The sequence below is a fragment of the Aureimonas fodinaquatilis genome, assembly GCF_008369445.1.
Lineage (GTDB): Bacteria > Pseudomonadota > Alphaproteobacteria > Rhizobiales > Rhizobiaceae > Aureimonas > Aureimonas fodinaquatilis.
This window is the reverse complement of record NZ_VTWH01000002.1, coordinates 65,275-82,893: the sequence shown is the minus strand read 5'-3', so window position 1 is coordinate 82,893 and position 17,619 is coordinate 65,275. Positions and strand designations below refer to the sequence as shown.

Genomic DNA, 17,619 nt, shown 5'->3' with positions numbered 1-17,619 from the left:
ATGAGAAGAACTGCCGCCAATTCCGGAAATTTGTCTTACAAAATATTTGTTCTGCGGAAGAGAACAGCAGCCTAGTGGAGACCGTCTCAATTGAGCGATATCACTGAAGCCAGCCGGCCGGTTGGTCGCCTTTTTGCTGTCGGAATGGGAAGGCTGGCATGGATTGTCGCCTGCCTGTGGCTGTTTTTCCTGATTGCGCTGCCCATCCTCGTCATCATTTTCAGCAGTGTTTACGATGAGGGTGTAACGCTCGACCATTATTCCAGTTTTTTCGGCAGCAACGCGCTTCTGACAGCCACTTTGAACAGCCTTCTGGTTGCAATAGGCATAGCCGTATTGAGTGTGGTTATCGGCGGGCCACTGGCTTTCGGCGTGGCGCGAACTGACATGAAATTCAAAGGGCTGGTGCGCGTGACCATGCTGATCGCGCTTATCAGCCCGGAATTTCTGCTGGCAATGGGCTACATTCTGCTGGCCGGGCCGAATGCCGGCTATTTCAACATGCTGATACGCGGCATGTTCGGCATCTCTTCGCCCACCGGTCCGCTTAACATCTTCTCGCTCTGGGGCCTTATTCTCACCGCGTTGCCCAGCGGCGTTGCCTTTGTGTTTCTGACGCTCGTGCCTGCCTTCAACAATATTGATCCGGCTTTGGAAGAGGCAGCCCGCATGAAAGGCGCGTCTGCCCTGCGTGCCATCCGCCAGATCACCATTCCGCAGTTGCGCCCTGCCGTTCTGTCCGGTGCGCTTCTGGCCTTTGCCACAAGTCTGGCAATGTATGGCCCGCCGCAGATGCTGGGCATCAATGTGCTGACTGTGGCCATTCGTGATGCCATGGTGCGGTTGAACTTTGCCACCGCCTCCGTTGCCGCAATGGTGCTGATCAGCCTTTCCATTCTGGCGCTGCTGGCCCAGCGTTTCAGCACACGCCATGTCGAGCGCTATCGCACGTTGGGCGGAAAGTCCTTTGGTTCCCGCACGATCAACATGGGCTGGATCACGCATCTGCTTACAGTTCTGGGTGTGGTTTACACTTTTGCCTCGCTGGTCGTTCCCTATGGTGCAATGACCGCCGCGTCGTTGATGAAAAGCATCGGCAATGGCTTCACGGCGGGCAATTGGACGCTGGACAATTATGTGCTGGTTTTCAACGATCCCAGCATTCTGCGTGCAGCAACATTGAGCCTGGGTCTGGCGACAGGCAGCGCCACTCTGGTTTCCATCATGGGAGTGGTGGTTGCCTATGTTATCCTGCGCACCAAAATTCGCGGCCGGGCTTTTCTTGATTACCTGTCCATCCTGCCGCTGGCCATTCCGGGCACCGCACTCGCCTTTGCCCTTGTGGTTGTGTACCTGACATGGCCAATGAACATGCTGGGTTTCTATGGCACGCCCATGATCCTGCTTGTGGCCTATCTCGCCCGGTTCATTCCTCTGGGCGTGCGCAACAGCCAGACCACCCTTTTGCAGATTGCGCCGGAACTGGAAGAAGCATCCCGCGTTTTTGGCGCCAGCGAGTTCAAGACGCTGCTGCGCATCACCGTGCCACTGATGTTGCCGGCCATCGTCTACACCTGGCTGCTGGTGTTCATCATGGCCATTCCGGAACTGAGCGCCTCTGTCATTCTGCGTGGCTTCGGCACGCAAACCTTGTCCACCGCCCTGCTCGGCATCTGGAATGGCAATGGCGGGCTGGCAGTCGCAAGCGCCTTTGGCATGACGATTTTCGCGGTGGTTGGCGCGCTGTTCGGGCTGGCGACCTTTGTGGCCCGCCGCACGGGAGCCATGCGTGGCGTGGCTCTGTCTTAAGCCAAAAAGCAGTCTGCACTTAAACTTATAAACTAAGGGAGAGAACCATGACGACAAGAAAATATATAACAATGGCGGTTGCCGGTGCGACCACAACCATGCTGCTGGCCACCAGCGCACTGGCCCAGAGCGGACCTCTGCGGATCTATTCGGCCTATCCTGATGAACATATGCGCCCGCTGATCGCAGCGTTCAACGAAGACCATCCGGATGTGCGCGTTGAGGTTTCGGTGCAGCCGGGTGAGGAACTGCTTTCAACGCTGGAACTTGAGTTGCGGGCCAACAGCCCACAGGCAGACGTGGTGGGCCTTAATCAGGCATCGCTCAATTCCTTGCAGGCACGCCACAATGCGCTTGAGGCCTATGAACCCGCAGACATTGAAGGCATTCGGCAGGAAGCACGCGACCCCGCCAATATTGTTATCCCTGCCTGCATCAACCCTTATCTGATCCAGTACAACACCAATCAGATCAAGCCGGAAGATGCCCCCACCACCTGGAAGGACCTGCTGGATCCGAAGTACAACGGCAAGATCTCCATGGCTGATCCCGCCAGCTCGCAATCGATCCATTCCTTCCTGTGGTTTGTCACCCAATATTTGCCGGAACACGGTGAAGAGGGCTTTGGCTGGGACTATTTCACCGGCTTGAAAAACAATGGCATGCGGCTGGAAAGCTCACACGGCACCATCCGCGATCTGACCGCCAGCGGCGAGCGCCCTATCGGCATTCAGCTTCTGGCCAATGGCCAGACTTCGGAGCGGCGCGGCGACCCGACTGCGCTGGTCTGGCCGGAAGCCGGTTCGCCGGGTGAACTGTCTTCCTTTGCCATGTTTGCCGGCTCCAGCAACAAGGATGCTGCAAAGGCATGGCTGGATTTTGTGGTCAGCACAAAAGCCCAGGCAATCATGCCGGATGCGCTTGGCTGCGCGCCTATCCGCAATGATGTGGACTACACCCTGCCCGGCGGCACAGCCGTTGCGGATGTGAACATCGTGCCGGTGGATTCTGCCTACATCACTGAAAATCGTGAACAGCAGACCGCAGACTTCGCCAAGGCATTTGGCCAGTAATCGAACTTCTGGAGACGAAGATGACCACAATTGCAAAAGCCGGCTCCAAGACCGACGCTCACGATCTTCGTCTCCGGGATCTGAAAAAGGACTATGGCACATTTCAGGCCGTGCGCGGTATTGACCTGCATGTGCCCGCCGGAAACATGGTGTCCCTGATCGGCTCCAGTGGTTGCGGCAAAACCACGACTTTGCGGATGATTGCCGGTCTGGAAATTCCGACATCCGGCACCATTCAATCCGGTGGCATGGTCATGTCTGACGGGCCAAGGGTCATGCCGCCGGAAAAGCGCGATATGGGCATGGTGTTTCAGACCTATGCGCTGTGGCCACATATGACCGTGGCGCATAATGTTGGCTATGGCCTGAAGCAAAAGGGCTTCAGCAAAGACCAGACTGCGCGCAAGGTGCAGGAAGTTCTGGACATTGTGAACATGGGCAATCGGGGTGAGCGCTACCCGCACCAGCTCAGCGGTGGCCAGCAGCAGCGCGTGGCACTGGCGCGCGCTATTGCATCGGAACCGCGCACCTTGTTGTTTGATGAGCCATTGAGCAATCTGGACGCAGTGCTGCGTGAACAGATGCGCTTTGAAATCCGCTCCCTGCAACAGCGACTGGGCATAACAGCGGTCTATGTAACGCACAGTCAGGAAGAAGCTCTGGCGCTGTCCGATTCCATTGCGGTCATGCGCGACGGGCTGATCGAGCAGAGCGGCGAGCCTTCGACAATCTACAATCTGCCGCGCAACGAGTTTGTTGCTTCCTTTATCGGGCTGGCAAACATTCTGACGCTGGAAAATACCAGCCGAGATGGTGAAAGCCTGATTGGCCAGCTCCATGGTACAGCCATACGTGCCGCCGGCGGTGCGCTTGGCAATGGCACTGGCGCGGTCAAGCTCTGCGTGCGCCCGGTGGATATTTCCATCAGCAGGCAATCGCAAGCCAAAGAGCCGGGATTCAACGAGCTGGAAGGCGTGGTTGATTCCACCGTGTTTACTGGCGGTCTGGTGGATTATTTTGTCAGGTTGAACAACAGCCCGGAAACGATCCTGCGCGTTCAGTCCACCCCGCCTGCGCGGGCCACCACGGGCGATGCGGTGCGCCTGTCATTTGACCCTGAACGCACAGTCGCGCTGGAAGACTAAAGCTGTTCCTGTCGGAACAGTGTCGCGCCAGCGGCCGGACAAAACGGCAGACCAAAAGCCATCGCTTCCACAGTATCAAGTCATGAGGACCTCTGCATGAGCATCACCAAAGCCACGAGCTGGATTTTGCGTTTTCCATCCAATCGGGCGGCAGCAGAACGCAGCGATGAAGAGTTCGAGCTGATTGGCGTGACCGTTGAGGACAGTTCCGGCCATACCGGCACCGGCTGGACATTCACGTCAGACTACGGTGGCGGTGCCTCTGTCAAAGCCTTGCTGGACACCATCCTGCTCGAGCGGATTGTTGGCCGCGAGTCATATGAAGTTGAAATCATCAACGCCGAATTGTTCCACTATACTCATCGCTTGGGCCACGGCATTGCCTCCATGGCCATCGCCGCGATTGACATTGCGATCTGGGACCTGCGGGCAAGGCAGCAGGGGCTTTCACTGGCAAAGGCACTGGGGCAGGCTCGTGACAGGGTGCCATGTTACGGCAGCGGCAAAGCCAGCCCATCACTGCCGATGAACGATCTGGTAGAGCTTTCGGCCGGATATATTGCCGAGGGCTTCAAAGCGGTGAAAATTCGTGTCGGGCGCGAGCCGGACAAGGATATTCAGCGCATCACCGAAGTGCGCGCCGCCATTGGCGATGAGCCGTTGATCATGTGTGATGCCAATGAACGGTTGAGCCTGCCCGCTGCGCTCTGGCTGGGCAAACGCCTTGCCGATCTCAACGTGTTCTGGTTCGAAGAGCCCATTCTATCGCAGGATATTGAGGGCTACCGCCGTTTGCGCTCGGCGTTGCCAATGGCCATTTCCATGGGTGAGCACGTGCATTCGCGCCGCGATTTCATGCCATTCATCCGCGAGGGTGTGGCCGATGTTCTCAACCCGGATATCTGCTTTGTCGGCGGCATCAGCGAAACCATGAAAATCGGCCATGTTGCGGACAGTTTTGGCCTTGGCCTTGCGCCGCATTTCATGTCGGTGCTGAGCATTCATGTTGCTGCGGCCCTGCCACGCTCAACCTATCTGGAATTCTACCCGTTCATGGATGATCTGCTGGTCCATCCATTGTTGATGGAAGATGGCGAGATTGTTGTGCCGGATCGCCCTGGCCACGGCGTGGAATTCACGCAGGAAGCCTGGAAAACCTATAAGGTCGCCTGATCTTCAGAGGGCTTTTCTTCATAATGCGACACGGCAAATGCCGTGTCGTAAAAATGTGCATCAAGGTGATATTGCGCCTTGCGAATATCGCCCTCTTTTACTGCATCAAAAATGCGGCGGTGGTGGGCTGCAGTTTCGTCCAGCCGCTGCGTGTGGGAAAGCCTGTGCGGATCCAGCCGTGAAAACGTGCTCCAGAAAAGATCCAGGACGCCGTTCATCACCTCGTTTCCCAGACCACTGTAAAGAAGCCGGTGAAACTCGTAATCTTCGTCGGCAAAAAACTCGCCAGCCTGTGCCTTTTCTTCGATCTGCTGCGTCACCTCTTCCAGTCTCTGCAGGGCCTTGGGGCTGATTTTCGGCGCAGCAACCGGCAGAATATTCACCTCCAGCAACTGGCGTATGAACAACAGATCCAGCAGCCGCTTGTCCTTCAGCGGCACAAAGCCGGCCAGCCCGACCAGCGCGGTGTTGAAATCCATCGGCAGCAGAACACGCCCGCTTCCCTTGCGGGTTGCCAGCATGCCCACAGCTTCCAGCCCGGCCAGCGCCTCGCGCAGCGCCGGGCGGCTGACATCCAGAATTTTGCACAATTCCAGCTCAGGCGGCAGTCTGTCGCCGGGTTTCAAACCTTTTTCAGCGAAAAGGCCGGTCAGGCGGTGCGCAAGCAAATCCTCTGTTCTGGCTGGCAGTGACACGTCAGACCCCTTTGCATGCAGCGCTTTATGTAAGACAGCTTATGCCGCAGTTGGCCGCAATAGCAAAGCGATACCGGCAATTGCAAAACCGGCCATCAACAGAAATGCCCATGCCGGGCCGATATTGTAGAGGGCAAACACCAGCGTGGAGGCTGCCACGCCTGTGCCAATCTGCACAAACGCCATCAGCCCTGCCACATAGCCAATGGCAGACCGCATGGGAGCCAACGCCAGTTGCGCAGCATTGGAACTGACAAGGCCAAAGGCGAATGTGGAGCACCACCCCAGACTGATGCAGGACCACACGGCCAGGTTGCTGGTGGCAAGCAGAACAAACAGCGCGATGCTGGCGCCGAGGCAGATGCACTGCCCGGCCAGCATGATATAGCGCGGGTTGACACGAAGACTGTTAAGCCTGCCGCTTAGCAGACTGCCAAGCAGCATGCCGGTGGCAGCAGTGGCAAATGCAAGCCCGAATGCTGCTGCAGAAAGTTGCAGCCGCGTCATCAGCAACAGCGGCGAGGCACTGACATAAACAAACTGTCCGCCAAAAGCGCAGGCCGCCAGCATGATGTTTGTGCGCACGGTGGCGTTGCCCAACACGGCACGGTAATGCTGCCAAACTTCAATGGCGCGCACCCTGACCCGGTGTTCCGGCAAAGTTGTTTCAGCAAATCCAAACCAGACACAAAGGCCAATGGCTGCGGCAATCGTGCCAAGCGCCAGATAGATGATCTGCCAGTCAGCATAGAACAGCAGAAGTGCGCCCAGAATTGGCCCGCAAAGGGGGCCGCACATAGCCACAACCTGCGCATATGACTGCGCAGAACGCGCCTCTGCCCCATCAAAACCATCGCGGATGATGGCCATAACCAGTGGACGGCAGACACCCGCGCCCACGCCCTGCACCAGCCGCCAGCCAATCAACCCCGGCAGACTGGTTGCAAACACGGATACATACGATGCCGCGGCCAGCAGAAAAATGCCGGACAGCAAAACCGGCTTGCGGCCAAATCTATCCGACAGTGGGCCGTAGAACAGAGGCGAGGTAGCAAAACCAACCATGAAGGATGAGAGCGCGTAACCCACTTCTGCCGGAGTTACACAATAAGCCAGAGCCGTGGCGGAAAACGACGCCATTGCCATGTCTGTACCAAGACTGGGCAGGCCCAGTGTCAGCCCCAGCAACAACAGATAAGACCGGGATTGCGGGTGAATTGCCACGATATGTCAGGGCCTGGAATGCAGAAAAGCAGATCCGCGCTGATAGGGCCGGGTCATGGACCATTGACGCCCGCTGTCTGCCGCCAGCCTGCTGGCCAGTGCTGTCGCTTCATGCACGACACGCTCACTGCTTTCCGCTTCCAGTTCCAGCACAACACCGTTTCGGGTTATCCGGCAGCGCACATCCGCAGGCGCACCACCAATCTGCCGGACCGCGCTTTCAACCATATGCACAAAGGCCAGGTCGTCAGCGTTAATGCCAATGCCGGTTTCAATTCGGCTGCTGAGGCAGGGCTGGGCCGCCAACTCGGCAAGATCGTCAAGCCGTTCGGCGCGGGCCAGTTCCCGCACCATTTGCTTGTTGATCTGCGCTTCAATCAGCGGGTGCACAACCTGCCGTTCCGCTGCCGCCAGCAAACCGGGGCGATAGTCGCCAAGATCATCCAGATTGGCGCCGGAAGCGATTTTGCGCGGGCTGAGTTCTGATATTCGCTGATACAGGTTCGACTTGCAGAAAAAACAGCGATTGACCGGATTGGCCAGATAATCCGGATCTTCAAACTCGCGCGCTCGCGCAACTGTCAGCTTCCAGCCAAACCGGTTTGCATATGCCTCAACCCGCGCCGTTGCCTCAGCGGGCACCGCCGGTGAACTGGCGTGGATCATCTCCACATCGCTGATCCTGTGGGCCAGAAAAGCCAGTGTCATGCTGTCCACCCCGCCGCTGACGGCAATAGCCAATGGCGGATGTGCTGCCAGCGCCGTTTCAAGACGCTGCAATGCGGCTACAATGCCCTGCGCGGTCAAGTTTCGCTCCCCTGCCGCGCTGCGCGTCTGCGCGCTGCAAGTGTGCCGATATTCTGCAAGGCGTCGCTTTCCACCTTGGCGGTCCGCGAGCCATCTGGCCGGATTACAATCTTATGGGCGGCCTGCCCGTCACCTTCGGCAAATTCCTGTCGAGGCAGGGTGACACGCGCCTCCCGGTGTCGGCGCAGACCAATGGTGGACGTTTCCGAAAGGCACAGGCTGGCAATTGCATCGGTGTTTTCGGGACGGGCGAGAATGCGAAAATCCACTAGCGGGCGGGATTTCTTGCCAATGCGCTGGCCAACAGAAACATCCAGCACACCGGGTGCAGCGCGCAGCCGGTCCAGTGCAACGCCGATTTCTTCGCCAGTCATATCATCCACATCAAAGCTGATGACATCCACTTCATCTGCACCAGCCTGAGCTACAGCCTGAAAAACCAGCACACGAAGAATATTGGGTATGCCCGGCAGGTTTCGGGTACCGGCGCCGGTGCCGCTGCCATGCAGCGTCTGGGCCCCTGCCGAAACTGGCATTTCAGGATGTCCAATCAAATGCCGCACAATTGCAGCGCCGGTCGGCGTCACCCGCTCGCCCGGTACGCCATCATCGCGCCAGATGAAATCTTTCAGAATTTCCGTTGTGGCAGGCGTGGGCACCGGCAACTGCCCATGTTGCGTTTTCACCAGTCCGCCACCGCGTGGCAACGGCGATGCTGTCCAGCGCGCGCCGTGCAAAGCGGCGGCTATGCTGCCTGCGGCGACCACGTCCACCAGCGAATCCCAGTCAGCAATCTCGTGGAAGTGCACCTGATCCAGCGTTGTACCGTGCACAAGGGCCTCGGCCTCACCAATCACCGTTAGAATGGCAATGGCCTGTTCGGCAGTGCCTTGCGACAGATTGGCTGCGGCGATGACCGCTACCAGATCCGTATATTTTGAAGAATGCGCACCGATATGCCGGTGGTGGTGACTGTGGTCATGGTCATGGTCATGATCCTCATGGCTGTGATCATGGTTGTGGTGATGGTGATGGTGATGGTGATGGTGATGGTGATGGTGATCGCCTGCCAGTTCGACCAGAAAACGCAATGCTGAAATATGCGCGCTTTCCCCCGGCTCAAGCCGAACCTGACCGACATTCTCCGGCAGAATGGCACTGATATCCGCCAGAACCCGCTGGCGCAAATGCGGAAATGCATCCAGCATGGCGGCAGCAAACATGTCGCCAGCAATTCCCCCGACAGCATCGAGATGAATGGTCAGTTCGAAATTGCTGGCTGAAGCCATAATATCCGCTTCCTCTTAACGTCTGGGCTGATTGAGCTGAAGCTGAATTGTCCGCAGTTCGGTGAACTCTTCAATAGCAAACCGGCCACGCTCATGCCCCACGCCACTGTCGCCCAAACCGCTGAGCGGCAGTTCCGGCGCGCCTGCCAAGAATGTGTTCACCTCAACCGTACCTGCTTTCAACTGGCGGCCAAAGGCAAAAGCAGTATCCAGATCGCGCGTCCACAACCCGGCGGAAAGCCCGTATGGCGTGCTGTTGGCAATCGCCAGCGCATCATCAAAGGTTTTGAACCGCATGACAGACAGAACCGGGCCGAAAATCTCTTCCTGCGCAATGACCATGGATGGTTGAACGCCCGTGAAAATAGTGGGCTGCACGAAGTATCCCGGCAAGGCACCCGCCCCGCGATCCTGCAAGGCCCATTTTTCGCAACCGGCGTCTTCGCCCGCCGCGATATAGCCATTCACCCGGTCGAACTGCACTTTACTGACCACCGGACCCATAGTTGTTGCCGGGTCCAACGGATCACCCACCACCAACTTGCTGATTTCCTTTTGCACCGCTTCGACAAAATTGTCGGCAATGCTTTCATGCACGACCAGCCGGTGGCCACCCACGCAAGCCTGGCCGGCATTGCGCGTTGCGCCCAGAGCCACTTTTTCGGCAGCCAGTTGCAGGTCGGCATCCGCGCAGACAATATGCGCTGCCTTGCCACCCAGCTCCAGCGAAACCTTTTTCAGCGTTTCACCGGCCACCCGGCCAATGATCCGGCCAATGGTGGTTGAACCGGTAAAGGACACCATGTCCACCTTGGGGCTGCGGCTCATGACATCGCCCAGTTCAGCGCCCGAACCGGCCAGAATGTTGACAACACCGGCTGGCAGTCCGGCTTCCAGCAGCAACTCGCCAAGACGCAGCGCCGTACCGGATGAAAGTTCGCTGGGCTTGACCACCGCACAACCACCGACCGCCAGCACAAATGGCAGCTTCTGGCTGAGGATCAGGAAGGGATAGTTCCACGGCGTGATCAATGAGACGACGCCAATCGGCTCGCGGAAAACGAACGCCATATTGTTGTCGCCAAGGCTGTCATAGGTGTCGCCATATGCGTGGCGTGCAAGGGTTGCCGCATATTCCCAATGTGCAATCGTGCCGTTGATTTCGCGGTCAACCAGGCTGATGGGCTTGCCAACTTCCAGGCTTTCAATTTCCCGCAGCTCAACACGGTTTTCATCAATCAACCGTGCTACGCGCAGCAGAAGCCGTGCACGCTCGGCACCCGACATATCGCGCCATACGCGGCTATCGGCTGCGCGGCGGGCCGCATCAATTGCGGCATGGGCATCGGCAACGGTGGCGCGCGGATAGAGGCTGACCGGTTTGCAATGGGCCGGGTTCTCACGAACAATCGGCTCGCGCTCCGAAACCGGAATCAGCTTGCCGTCGATCAGCAGTGAAAACGGCCTTGGCGTGGCCGGCAGGGTCAATCTGGTCATTTGTGTCTCCGGGTATGCTTTAAATCTCAATGTTGAAACGAGGCCGCTTCAACAAAAACGCTTCATGCCGCGTGCACTTCGGCATCGGCCAGGATCAGGTCGGACATGCGTTCCGCCAGCATGATAACCGGCAGATTGGTGTTGCCACACGGGATTGTCGGGAAAATTGAGGCATCGATGACCCGCAGGCCCGAGGTATTTTTAACCCTGCCTTCAGGATCAACCACCGCCATCGGGTCTTCCATTGCGCCCATTCGGCACGAGCAACTGGCATGCCACACACCAACGGCCGCGCGGCGCACAAAGGCTTCCAACTCATCATCATCGCGCAGCAGCACCTCCAGCGGCGCGCCTTCGAGTATGAATGTGCGGATCAGCATGCGACGCAGGCTGTCTGGCCCGTCCAGCATTTTTGCCAGAATGGAGGTCAGAACACGGTTGCGCGGGGTGATGGCTGCCACCTGCCGCACCTTGTCGCTGTAGCTGGCCGGGAACGGGTCTGCCACTGCATCGCTCATCAATGGCGACTGGATTGCCGCCGCCATGGTTTTGAAGGCGGCCATCAGCCGCTCAATATCGCGCGGGTCTGCCAGAAGGTTGAAGTCCACCGCAGGCTGGTCGCGCCAGTCCGCAGATTTCAACCTCACTTCGCCCTTGTCGGAATAGGTTTTGTTGACCCAGATATTGGCGGTCGCCAATTGGTCACCCACCTTATGCCAAGCCGACTTGGTCGAGATTGACACCGCCATGTCGCCCGCGGGAATGCCCGCCATTCCGGAAGAAAGCCGCAGACCCAGCATCAAATGTCGGCGGGTGCGACCGTTGATGCGCGCCTGCGGTTTGACAAAGGCGGCAACGGCCACAGCCGGGTGGTCCATCAGCCGTTTGCCGACACCGGGCACATCCGCCACAACATCAATATTCAATGCGCGCAGCTCTGCCGCCGGCCCGATGCCAGAGCGCAGCAGCAGCGCAGGCGAATAAATTGCACCGCTGGAAACAATAACCTCTCTTGCGTGGTAGGTTTTCTCACCAGACTTGTCGGCAGCGACCACCCCCACGCAGCGTGCGCCATCAAACAACAGGCGGCAAACCTGTGTTCGGGTCAGAATGGTCAGATTAGGGCGCTGCCGCACGGTGGAGGTCAGATAGGCGATTGCCGTGGAAACGCGACGATCATACACATTGCTGATGGCTACCGGATAATAGCCATCAACAAATTCGCCATTCTGATCGGCGATATAGTCAAAACCCGCCTCCTCCAAGGCTCGTGCCATGGCCTTTGCATGTTCCGGCCACTGATCTTTGAAAATGCGGGAAACAGCAATCGGCCCATCTTTGCCATGCAGCGGGCCATCAAAATCATAGTCGCGTTCCAGCTTGCGGAAATAGGGCAGAACGCTGTCCCAGTTCCAGCCGGAAGCGCCGAGGCTTTCCCATTCATCATAGTCTGCCGGAGACCCGCGATTGGCGAACTGCCCGTTGATGGAGGAGCCGCCGCCCAGCACACGCGCCTGCTCATATTTGCGCGCGCGCGGAGCCTGCTCCGGCCGGTTGTGAGAGCGCAATTCAGTGGTGACGCGCAGATCGTTCCACAAAAACCGGTCGTTCAGATATGCCAGTCCGGCAAAACTGTCGAGAATTTCGGCGGGCACACGCCCCGGCGGCGTGTCTTCCCCCGCCTCAATGACCAGCACTTTAACATCCGGCCGTGCCGAAAGGCGATTGGCAAGAACCGCCCCCGCCGTGCCACCGCCTGCAATAATGTAGTCATATGTCATGCGACTATTCCTGAAGTGCCGGAACTGCGGCTGCGCTGCCTGCCGCCCTGGACGAATGGCTGATCCAGCCGCCATAGCGTTCGTGATGCTGATCCATTGGCAGCGACACGGTCTCATCGGTTTCAGCAGAGTGAAACAGTGCCGTCACCAGTTCCAGAGAGCGGCGCGCATCTTCCAGCGTTACGGCAAATGGTTCACCGGTGTTGATTGCCCGGTGAAACTGCGCAAACTGGAATGCAAAGCTTGTGTACTGCTCGGCCGGTTCGGCGGAAATGTCCGCCACCTTCCGGGCGACTTCGTCACTGACGGGCACAATCGTCCAGGGCTCGTTTCCGGGCCGCGGCGCTTCCTCATCGAAACACTGCCGCTCGATCACCATGTTTTCGAAACACAGTCTGATGCGCGTGACGGGACGGATGGAGCCAAGCGTCGCGGTGAGCGAGGCCAGCGAGCCGTCTTCCATGCGCAGGGCTGCAACAGCGCAGTCCTCCACCTCAATCGGGTTCACGCGGGTGGCTTTGAAGGCTTTGACCTCCGCAACCGGCCCACGCAAGTAAAGAAACAGGTCGTGGATGTGGATTGACTGGGTCAGAAGAACTCCCCCCAGTTCGGTTGCAAATTTGCCGCGCCATGGCACCGCGTAATAGTCTGATCCGCGCCGCCATGCGGTTTCAACGGATGAAGTGTAGGCCTTGCCCGCAATTCCGCTGGCCAGAATGCGGCGTATGCGCTGAAGACCGGGCGCGAAGCGATATTGAAACACCGGCATCACCCGCGCTGATGAAAGCGCTTCCATTGCCATGATGTCATCCACCAGTTCCAGCGAGCTGGTGAAAGGTTTTTCGCAAATGACGTTTTTTCCTGCCGCCAGAGCGGCCTTGACCATGGAATGGTGCAAGGATGGCGGCGTGCAAATGCTCACCGCATCAATCTGCGGGTCTGCCAGCACAGCCTCATAGCTGGCCACAGCCTCCGGCAACCCATATTCCCGCGCAAATGCCTGGGCTTTCGCCAGGTCATTGTCGCAAGCGGTTTGGACATTGAACAGGTCGGAAACATGGTTGAACCCGTTGATCATTTGCAGCCCGGCCACCCAGCCGCACCCGATCAGGGCCACGTTCATCTTCACTACGGTCATTTCACGTCTCCGGCTTCATCTCTGGCATAAGCGTGGCTCAGCATGCGCCCTTGCTCATCAAAGCGCAGATCGAACAGGGGGCCAATGTCTGCGGCCTTGCCACTGGCTTGCACCTCGTCCAGCAGCGAGGCGGAAACCAGAATTTCTTCCAGATGCAACGTCGAGCGAATGATGCAAAGCCGGGTTTCCGGGTCGGAGCGCGACCAGCTCGTGGACACGGTGGCGCGCAAAGCATCCAGATCGTTCTCCAGAACAATGGGAATGCGCGATTTCTCAACCAGAGTGGAGGTCAGCGAGTTCATGTAAATCTGTTGCAGGTCAATGCGCGAAACAACATCCACCGTGCTGAAATCCGCCAGCCCGACACCCAGCCCGTTGCCGCCCGTTGCCTCTGACAGACCCAGAACCGTAACGCGCGAGGCAAAGGGTTCTGCCGGATTGGGAATGGTGCGCAGATCGGCGCGGCCCATAACCGCGTAATCCATGCCCGCGCCGCTGATGTCCTTGCCAATCAGCTCCACAACCAGCGCATCCATTTTACCGAAAGGCAGCCGGGCGATGAAGGATTTGGCCACTTTCAAAAGCCGCTTGTCGCTTTCAAAAAAGTCCTCGGGCGCAACGCCCTCAACTACGACCAGGTCTTTTTGCGCGTTTTCAACCAGCGCAATGCCCAATGCAATCGGTGATTTTTCCAGCGAAATTCGCGCCAGCTCCGGCAGCACATCCATAAATGCCGGCGGGCCGGTTCGGTGCACAGAGCGCGCGCCCTCTGCCTTGCCCAGCCCCACGGCCACCATTTTAACCAGCCCGCTTTCAATCTCGCGGTCAAAGGTCGTGTGTGATTTGACACGGTTGATCACCACCACCGCGTCAGCCCCGGCGGCATTTTTGTCAAACTTGCAGCGCGAGCCATCCGGCGTTACGCCGTAATCCACCACATTCATGGTGGCGTGCACTGGCGCACCCAGCGCTTCCTCGCTCAACCCCAGCTTGCGCAGCACATCCACCTGCCCCGCCGCCGTGCCGCCACCATGGCTTCCCATGGCCGGCACAATAAATGGCTCATGCCCCATGGCGCGCACAGTATCGATGGCAGCTTTTGCAATCAGCGGAATTTTGGCAATGCCACGGCTGCCCAGCGCAACAGCGACAGAGCTGCCCGCTGGCAGATTCTGCAATCTCCTGCTCTGCAAAACTGCGTCACGCACGGCTTGCGCCACATCGCCAATCGGTTCACCGCGTGGATGCACCAGCTTGACCCGCGCAACCTGCGGAAGCTCCACGCTGTCCAGGTGAGCAAACCGCATTGCAGGAAATTGAACAGATGGCATGAAAACCTCTTACAGGGTTTTGTTGTTAAGCGGATATTTGCGCAGAAAATCAAAGTCGCAGCCGTGCTCCGCCTGAAGAACCTGCTGGAAGTAAAGTCTCCGATACCCACGCTCGATGTCGACGAATTCGGGCATATTCCACTCTTTGGCGCGGCGCTGCAATTCGTCTTCAGGCACATCCAGACGGATAGACCCCGCTTCAACGTTCAGTTCAATCATGTCGCCGTCTCGCACAAGCGCCAGAGGCCCACCATCGGCGGCTTCCGGGCTGATGTGCAATACAATGCTGCCAAAGGCGGTGCCGCTCATCCGTGCATCGGAAATGCGCACCATGTCTTTCACGCCCTGCGCCGCCAGTTTTTTGGGAATTGGCAGATATCCAGCCTCCGGCATGCCCGGTGCGCCTTTCGGTCCGGCGTTCTGCAACACCAGAACATCATCTGCCCGCACGTCCAGATCCGGCAGATCCAGCCGCTCGGCCATATCCTGCAAAGAGGTAAAAACCACCGCGCGGCCGCGATGCTTCAACAATTCGGGCGTGGCTGCTGCCTGCTTGATAATCGCACCATTGGGCGCGAGGTTGCCGCGCAAAACGCGAATTCCGCCACCGGAATGAATGGGGTCACTCAATGGCCGCACCACATTTTGCGGCCAGCTTGGCGGTGCTGCCTCAATTTCTTCACCCAGCGTGCGCCCGGTAATGGTCAGCGCGTCCTTTTCCAGAAGATGGGCAATGTTTTTCAACACGACCTGCAGGCCGCCCGCCTTGTGCAGATCTTCCATATAGCCTTGGCCGGACGGCTTCAGATCCACCAGCACCGGCGTTTCCGTACCCATGCGGTCAAACTCCTGCATGTCGATATCAAGGCCCAGCCGTCCGGCAATCGCCGCCAGATGCACAACACCATTGGTGGAGCCGCCAACCGCCTGCAACACACGCAGCGCATTGCGCAGCGAGGCCTCGGTCATCACACTTGTGGGCTTCAAACCTTCCCGGGCAATTTCCACCGCGCGCTCGCCGGTGGCTTCTGCATGGCGCAATCTGTCGGCATGCACCGCAGGGATTGCGGCCCCGCCTGGCAACATCATGCCCATGGCTTCTGAAACCAGCGCCATGGTGCTGGCAGTTCCCATCACCATGCAGGTTCCCGGCCCGGGCGCCAGCTTGCCGCTGATTTCCTCAATTTCCTGCTCGTCAATCGTGCCAGCGCGGTGCTGGCCCCACAGGCGCCGGCAATCGGTACAGGCACCCAGTCTTTCGCCCTTGTGGCTGCCGGTTATCATTGGCCCGGTCACTGTCAGAATAGCCGGAACATCGGCACTGGCCGCGCCCATCAGCAATGCGGGCACGGTTTTATCACAACCGCCAATCAGCACCACAGCGTCCATTGGCTGCGCTCGAATCATTTCTTCCGCATCCATTGACATCAGGTTGCGGGTGAACATGCTTGTCGGGTGCGAAAACGCCTCATGCATTGAAATAATTGGAAAATCGATCGGCAGCCCACCGGCCATCAACACGCCGCGCTTTATGGCCTCGATCAATTCCGGCACATTGCGGTGGCAGGCATTGTAACCGGAATAGGTGTTGGTAATGCCGATGATTGGCCGGTCCAGCGCCTTGTCGGAATAGCCCATGGCCTTGATAAAGGCCTTGCGCAGAAACAGGGAAAATCCGGCGTCTCCGTAATTCGCGAGCCCTTTGCGCATCCCTTTGATTTTATCGGACATTCCAGACGCTATCCCAACAAGCTTTACAAGCGCTAGCAGCCCGCTGTCGGGGCGATCGCTCTATCGTTTTTGGATCGTGCAATTTTAAATCGTGCAGCGCGTGCGACGTTCGAAATCGCCTTGGTTTCATTATATAACCAGCTTATATGATGACCTGATAGGCAAGTCTATAGCGCACTTTCATGAAAGCGCCGTGCTCTGTAGTTTCTTTTAAATTTTAAAGGCAGTCGGGCACACGGAGCGGCACATATGACCACAGGTTTTGTCGGGGATTGGAACAGACAGGCGCGAACTGGAATTGCCGAGGCGGTGTTCTGTCAGAGCAAGTCGACGGCGCAGATTGCCGACATTCTGGGCGAGGCAACAAACGGCCAGCACCGCATGCTGTTCACCCGCCTCTCTGCTGAAAAATTTGCCGATCTGCCGGATTCAGCGCGCGATGCACTGAACTATGAGCCGGTGTCGCAAACAGCTTTTCTGGGCGCGATTTCACCCGTGTCACAACCGAATGCAATCTGCATTGTGTCCGCTGGCACGTCGGACGATGCGGTGGCAAGAGAAGCGCAGCGCACATTGGAATTTATGGGTCAGGGCGCAAGCATGGTGCGCGATGTTGGTGTGGCCGGCCTGTGGCGGCTGATGGAAAGAGCGGAGTTTATTGGCCAGCATCGCATCGTCATTGCAGTTGCAGGCATGGAAGGCGCACTGTTTTCAGTTATCGCCGGTCTGGTCAACGCATTGGTTATCGCCGTTCCCACATCGGTGGGTTATGGAGTTGGGCAAGGCGGGGCCACTGCCCTGCATTCGGCACTGGCAAGCTGCTCACCCGGCATTGTTACGGTGAATATTGACAACGGCTTTGGAGCTGCGTGTGCCGCCATGAAAGCGCTTCGCTTGTGACGGGCCGCAGCGATGGCTGTTCAAAC

Annotated in this window: 14 protein-coding genes; 5 read left to right on the top strand and 9 right to left on the bottom strand. The window is 58.1% G+C overall.

Going from position 1 to position 17,619, the window contains the following annotated elements:
- Positions 1 to 90: 90 nt before the first annotated feature.
- The 4 genes from FPY71_RS06445 (at position 91) to FPY71_RS06430 (ending at position 5,200) form a co-directional block, all read left to right on the top strand.
- Positions 91 to 1,809, top strand: coding sequence for an ABC transporter permease (locus FPY71_RS06445; RefSeq protein WP_149298896.1), 1,719 nt, complete (start codon positions 91 to 93; stop codon positions 1,807 to 1,809).
- A gap of 47 nt (positions 1,810 to 1,856) precedes the next feature.
- Entirely contained in the window at positions 1,857 to 2,882 is a 1,026-nt protein-coding gene (locus FPY71_RS06440) for an ABC transporter substrate-binding protein (RefSeq protein ID WP_149298894.1), read from the top strand.
- Positions 2,883 to 2,902: 20 nt separating this feature from the next.
- Positions 2,903 to 4,027, top strand: coding sequence for an ABC transporter ATP-binding protein (locus FPY71_RS06435; RefSeq protein WP_149298892.1), 1,125 nt, complete (start codon positions 2,903 to 2,905; stop codon positions 4,025 to 4,027).
- A gap of 96 nt (positions 4,028 to 4,123) precedes the next feature.
- A complete protein-coding gene (locus tag FPY71_RS06430) occupies positions 4,124 to 5,200 on the top strand; it encodes a mandelate racemase/muconate lactonizing enzyme family protein (RefSeq protein WP_149298890.1) in 1,077 nt (358 codons plus the stop codon).
- Here the strand turns inward: FPY71_RS06430 and FPY71_RS06425 are convergent.
- The 9 genes from FPY71_RS06425 to FPY71_RS06385 form a co-directional block, all read right to left on the bottom strand.
- Positions 5,185 to 5,895 carry a FadR/GntR family transcriptional regulator gene (locus FPY71_RS06425; protein WP_149298888.1) on the bottom strand — a complete coding sequence of 237 codons (711 nt, stop codon included), beginning with the start codon at positions 5,893 to 5,895 and terminating at the stop codon, positions 5,185 to 5,187. The two genes, FPY71_RS06430 and FPY71_RS06425, sit on opposite strands and share 16 nt — an antisense overlap.
- Before the next feature lie 39 nt (positions 5,896 to 5,934).
- A complete protein-coding gene (locus FPY71_RS06420; protein WP_149298885.1) occupies positions 5,935 to 7,119 on the bottom strand; it encodes an MFS transporter in 1,185 nt (394 codons plus the stop codon).
- A gap of 6 nt (positions 7,120 to 7,125) precedes the next feature.
- Positions 7,126 to 7,926 (bottom strand): ATP-dependent sacrificial sulfur transferase LarE, encoded by an 801-nt coding sequence (gene larE, locus FPY71_RS06415; protein ID WP_246160175.1) that lies wholly within the window; start codon positions 7,924 to 7,926, stop codon positions 7,126 to 7,128.
- Positions 7,923 to 9,215, bottom strand: a complete 1,293-nt coding sequence (gene larC / locus FPY71_RS06410; protein WP_149298883.1) for a nickel pincer cofactor biosynthesis protein LarC — start codon at positions 9,213 to 9,215, stop codon at positions 7,923 to 7,925. The genes larE and larC overlap by 4 nt, the downstream gene beginning before the upstream one ends.
- A gap of 15 nt (positions 9,216 to 9,230) precedes the next feature.
- Entirely contained in the window at positions 9,231 to 10,712 is a 1,482-nt protein-coding gene (locus tag FPY71_RS06405) for an aldehyde dehydrogenase family protein (RefSeq protein ID WP_149298881.1), read from the bottom strand.
- A gap of 62 nt (positions 10,713 to 10,774) precedes the next feature.
- Entirely contained in the window at positions 10,775 to 12,493 is a 1,719-nt protein-coding gene (locus FPY71_RS06400; RefSeq protein WP_149298879.1) for a GMC family oxidoreductase, read from the bottom strand.
- A 4-nt stretch (positions 12,494 to 12,497) separates the two neighbouring features.
- Positions 12,498 to 13,631, bottom strand: coding sequence for a Gfo/Idh/MocA family protein (locus FPY71_RS06395; RefSeq protein WP_149298877.1), 1,134 nt, complete (start codon positions 13,629 to 13,631; stop codon positions 12,498 to 12,500).
- A complete protein-coding gene (locus FPY71_RS06390; RefSeq protein WP_149298875.1) occupies positions 13,628 to 14,962 on the bottom strand; it encodes a nickel pincer cofactor-dependent isomerase, group 22 in 1,335 nt (444 codons plus the stop codon). The genes FPY71_RS06395 and FPY71_RS06390 overlap by 4 nt, the downstream gene beginning before the upstream one ends.
- A gap of 9 nt (positions 14,963 to 14,971) precedes the next feature.
- The gene (locus tag FPY71_RS06385) at positions 14,972 to 16,693 is read right to left on the bottom strand and encodes an IlvD/Edd family dehydratase (RefSeq protein WP_149298874.1); all 1,722 of its coding nucleotides are present in this window, start codon (positions 16,691 to 16,693) and stop codon (positions 14,972 to 14,974) included.
- 249 nt (positions 16,694 to 16,942) lie between these two features.
- Here FPY71_RS06385 and larB point away from each other — a divergent pair, with 249 nt between their 5' ends.
- On the top strand, positions 16,943 to 17,593 hold the full coding sequence (gene larB / locus FPY71_RS06380; protein ID WP_149298872.1) for a nickel pincer cofactor biosynthesis protein LarB: 651 nt from the start codon (positions 16,943 to 16,945) through the stop codon (positions 17,591 to 17,593).
- The last annotated feature ends 26 nt before the right edge of the window (positions 17,594 to 17,619 follow it).

Excerpts from the sequence above, each read along its gene's own strand:
- FPY71_RS06395 (WP_149298877.1), bottom strand. The coding sequence starts at position 13,631 with ATGACCGTAGTGAAGATGAACGTGGCCCTGATCGGGTGCGGCTGGGTG.
- FPY71_RS06440 (WP_149298894.1), top strand. The coding sequence starts at position 1,857 with ATGACGACAAGAAAATATATAACAATGGCGGTTGCCGGTGCGACCACA.
- FPY71_RS06405 (WP_149298881.1), bottom strand. The coding sequence starts at position 10,712 with ATGACCAGATTGACCCTGCCGGCCACGCCAAGGCCGTTTTCACTGCTG.
- FPY71_RS06390 (WP_149298875.1), bottom strand. The coding sequence starts at position 14,962 with ATGCCATCTGTTCAATTTCCTGCAATGCGGTTTGCTCACCTGGACAGC.
- FPY71_RS06435 (WP_149298892.1), top strand. The coding sequence starts at position 2,903 with ATGACCACAATTGCAAAAGCCGGCTCCAAGACCGACGCTCACGATCTT.
- larC (WP_149298883.1), bottom strand. The coding sequence starts at position 9,215 with ATGGCTTCAGCCAGCAATTTCGAACTGACCATTCATCTCGATGCTGTC.
- FPY71_RS06400 (WP_149298879.1), bottom strand. The coding sequence starts at position 12,493 with ATGACATATGACTACATTATTGCAGGCGGTGGCACGGCGGGGGCGGTT.
- FPY71_RS06385 (WP_149298874.1), bottom strand. The coding sequence starts at position 16,693 with ATGTCCGATAAAATCAAAGGGATGCGCAAAGGGCTCGCGAATTACGGA.
- FPY71_RS06430 (WP_149298890.1), top strand. The coding sequence starts at position 4,124 with ATGAGCATCACCAAAGCCACGAGCTGGATTTTGCGTTTTCCATCCAAT.
- larB (WP_149298872.1), top strand. The coding sequence starts at position 16,943 with ATGACCACAGGTTTTGTCGGGGATTGGAACAGACAGGCGCGAACTGGA.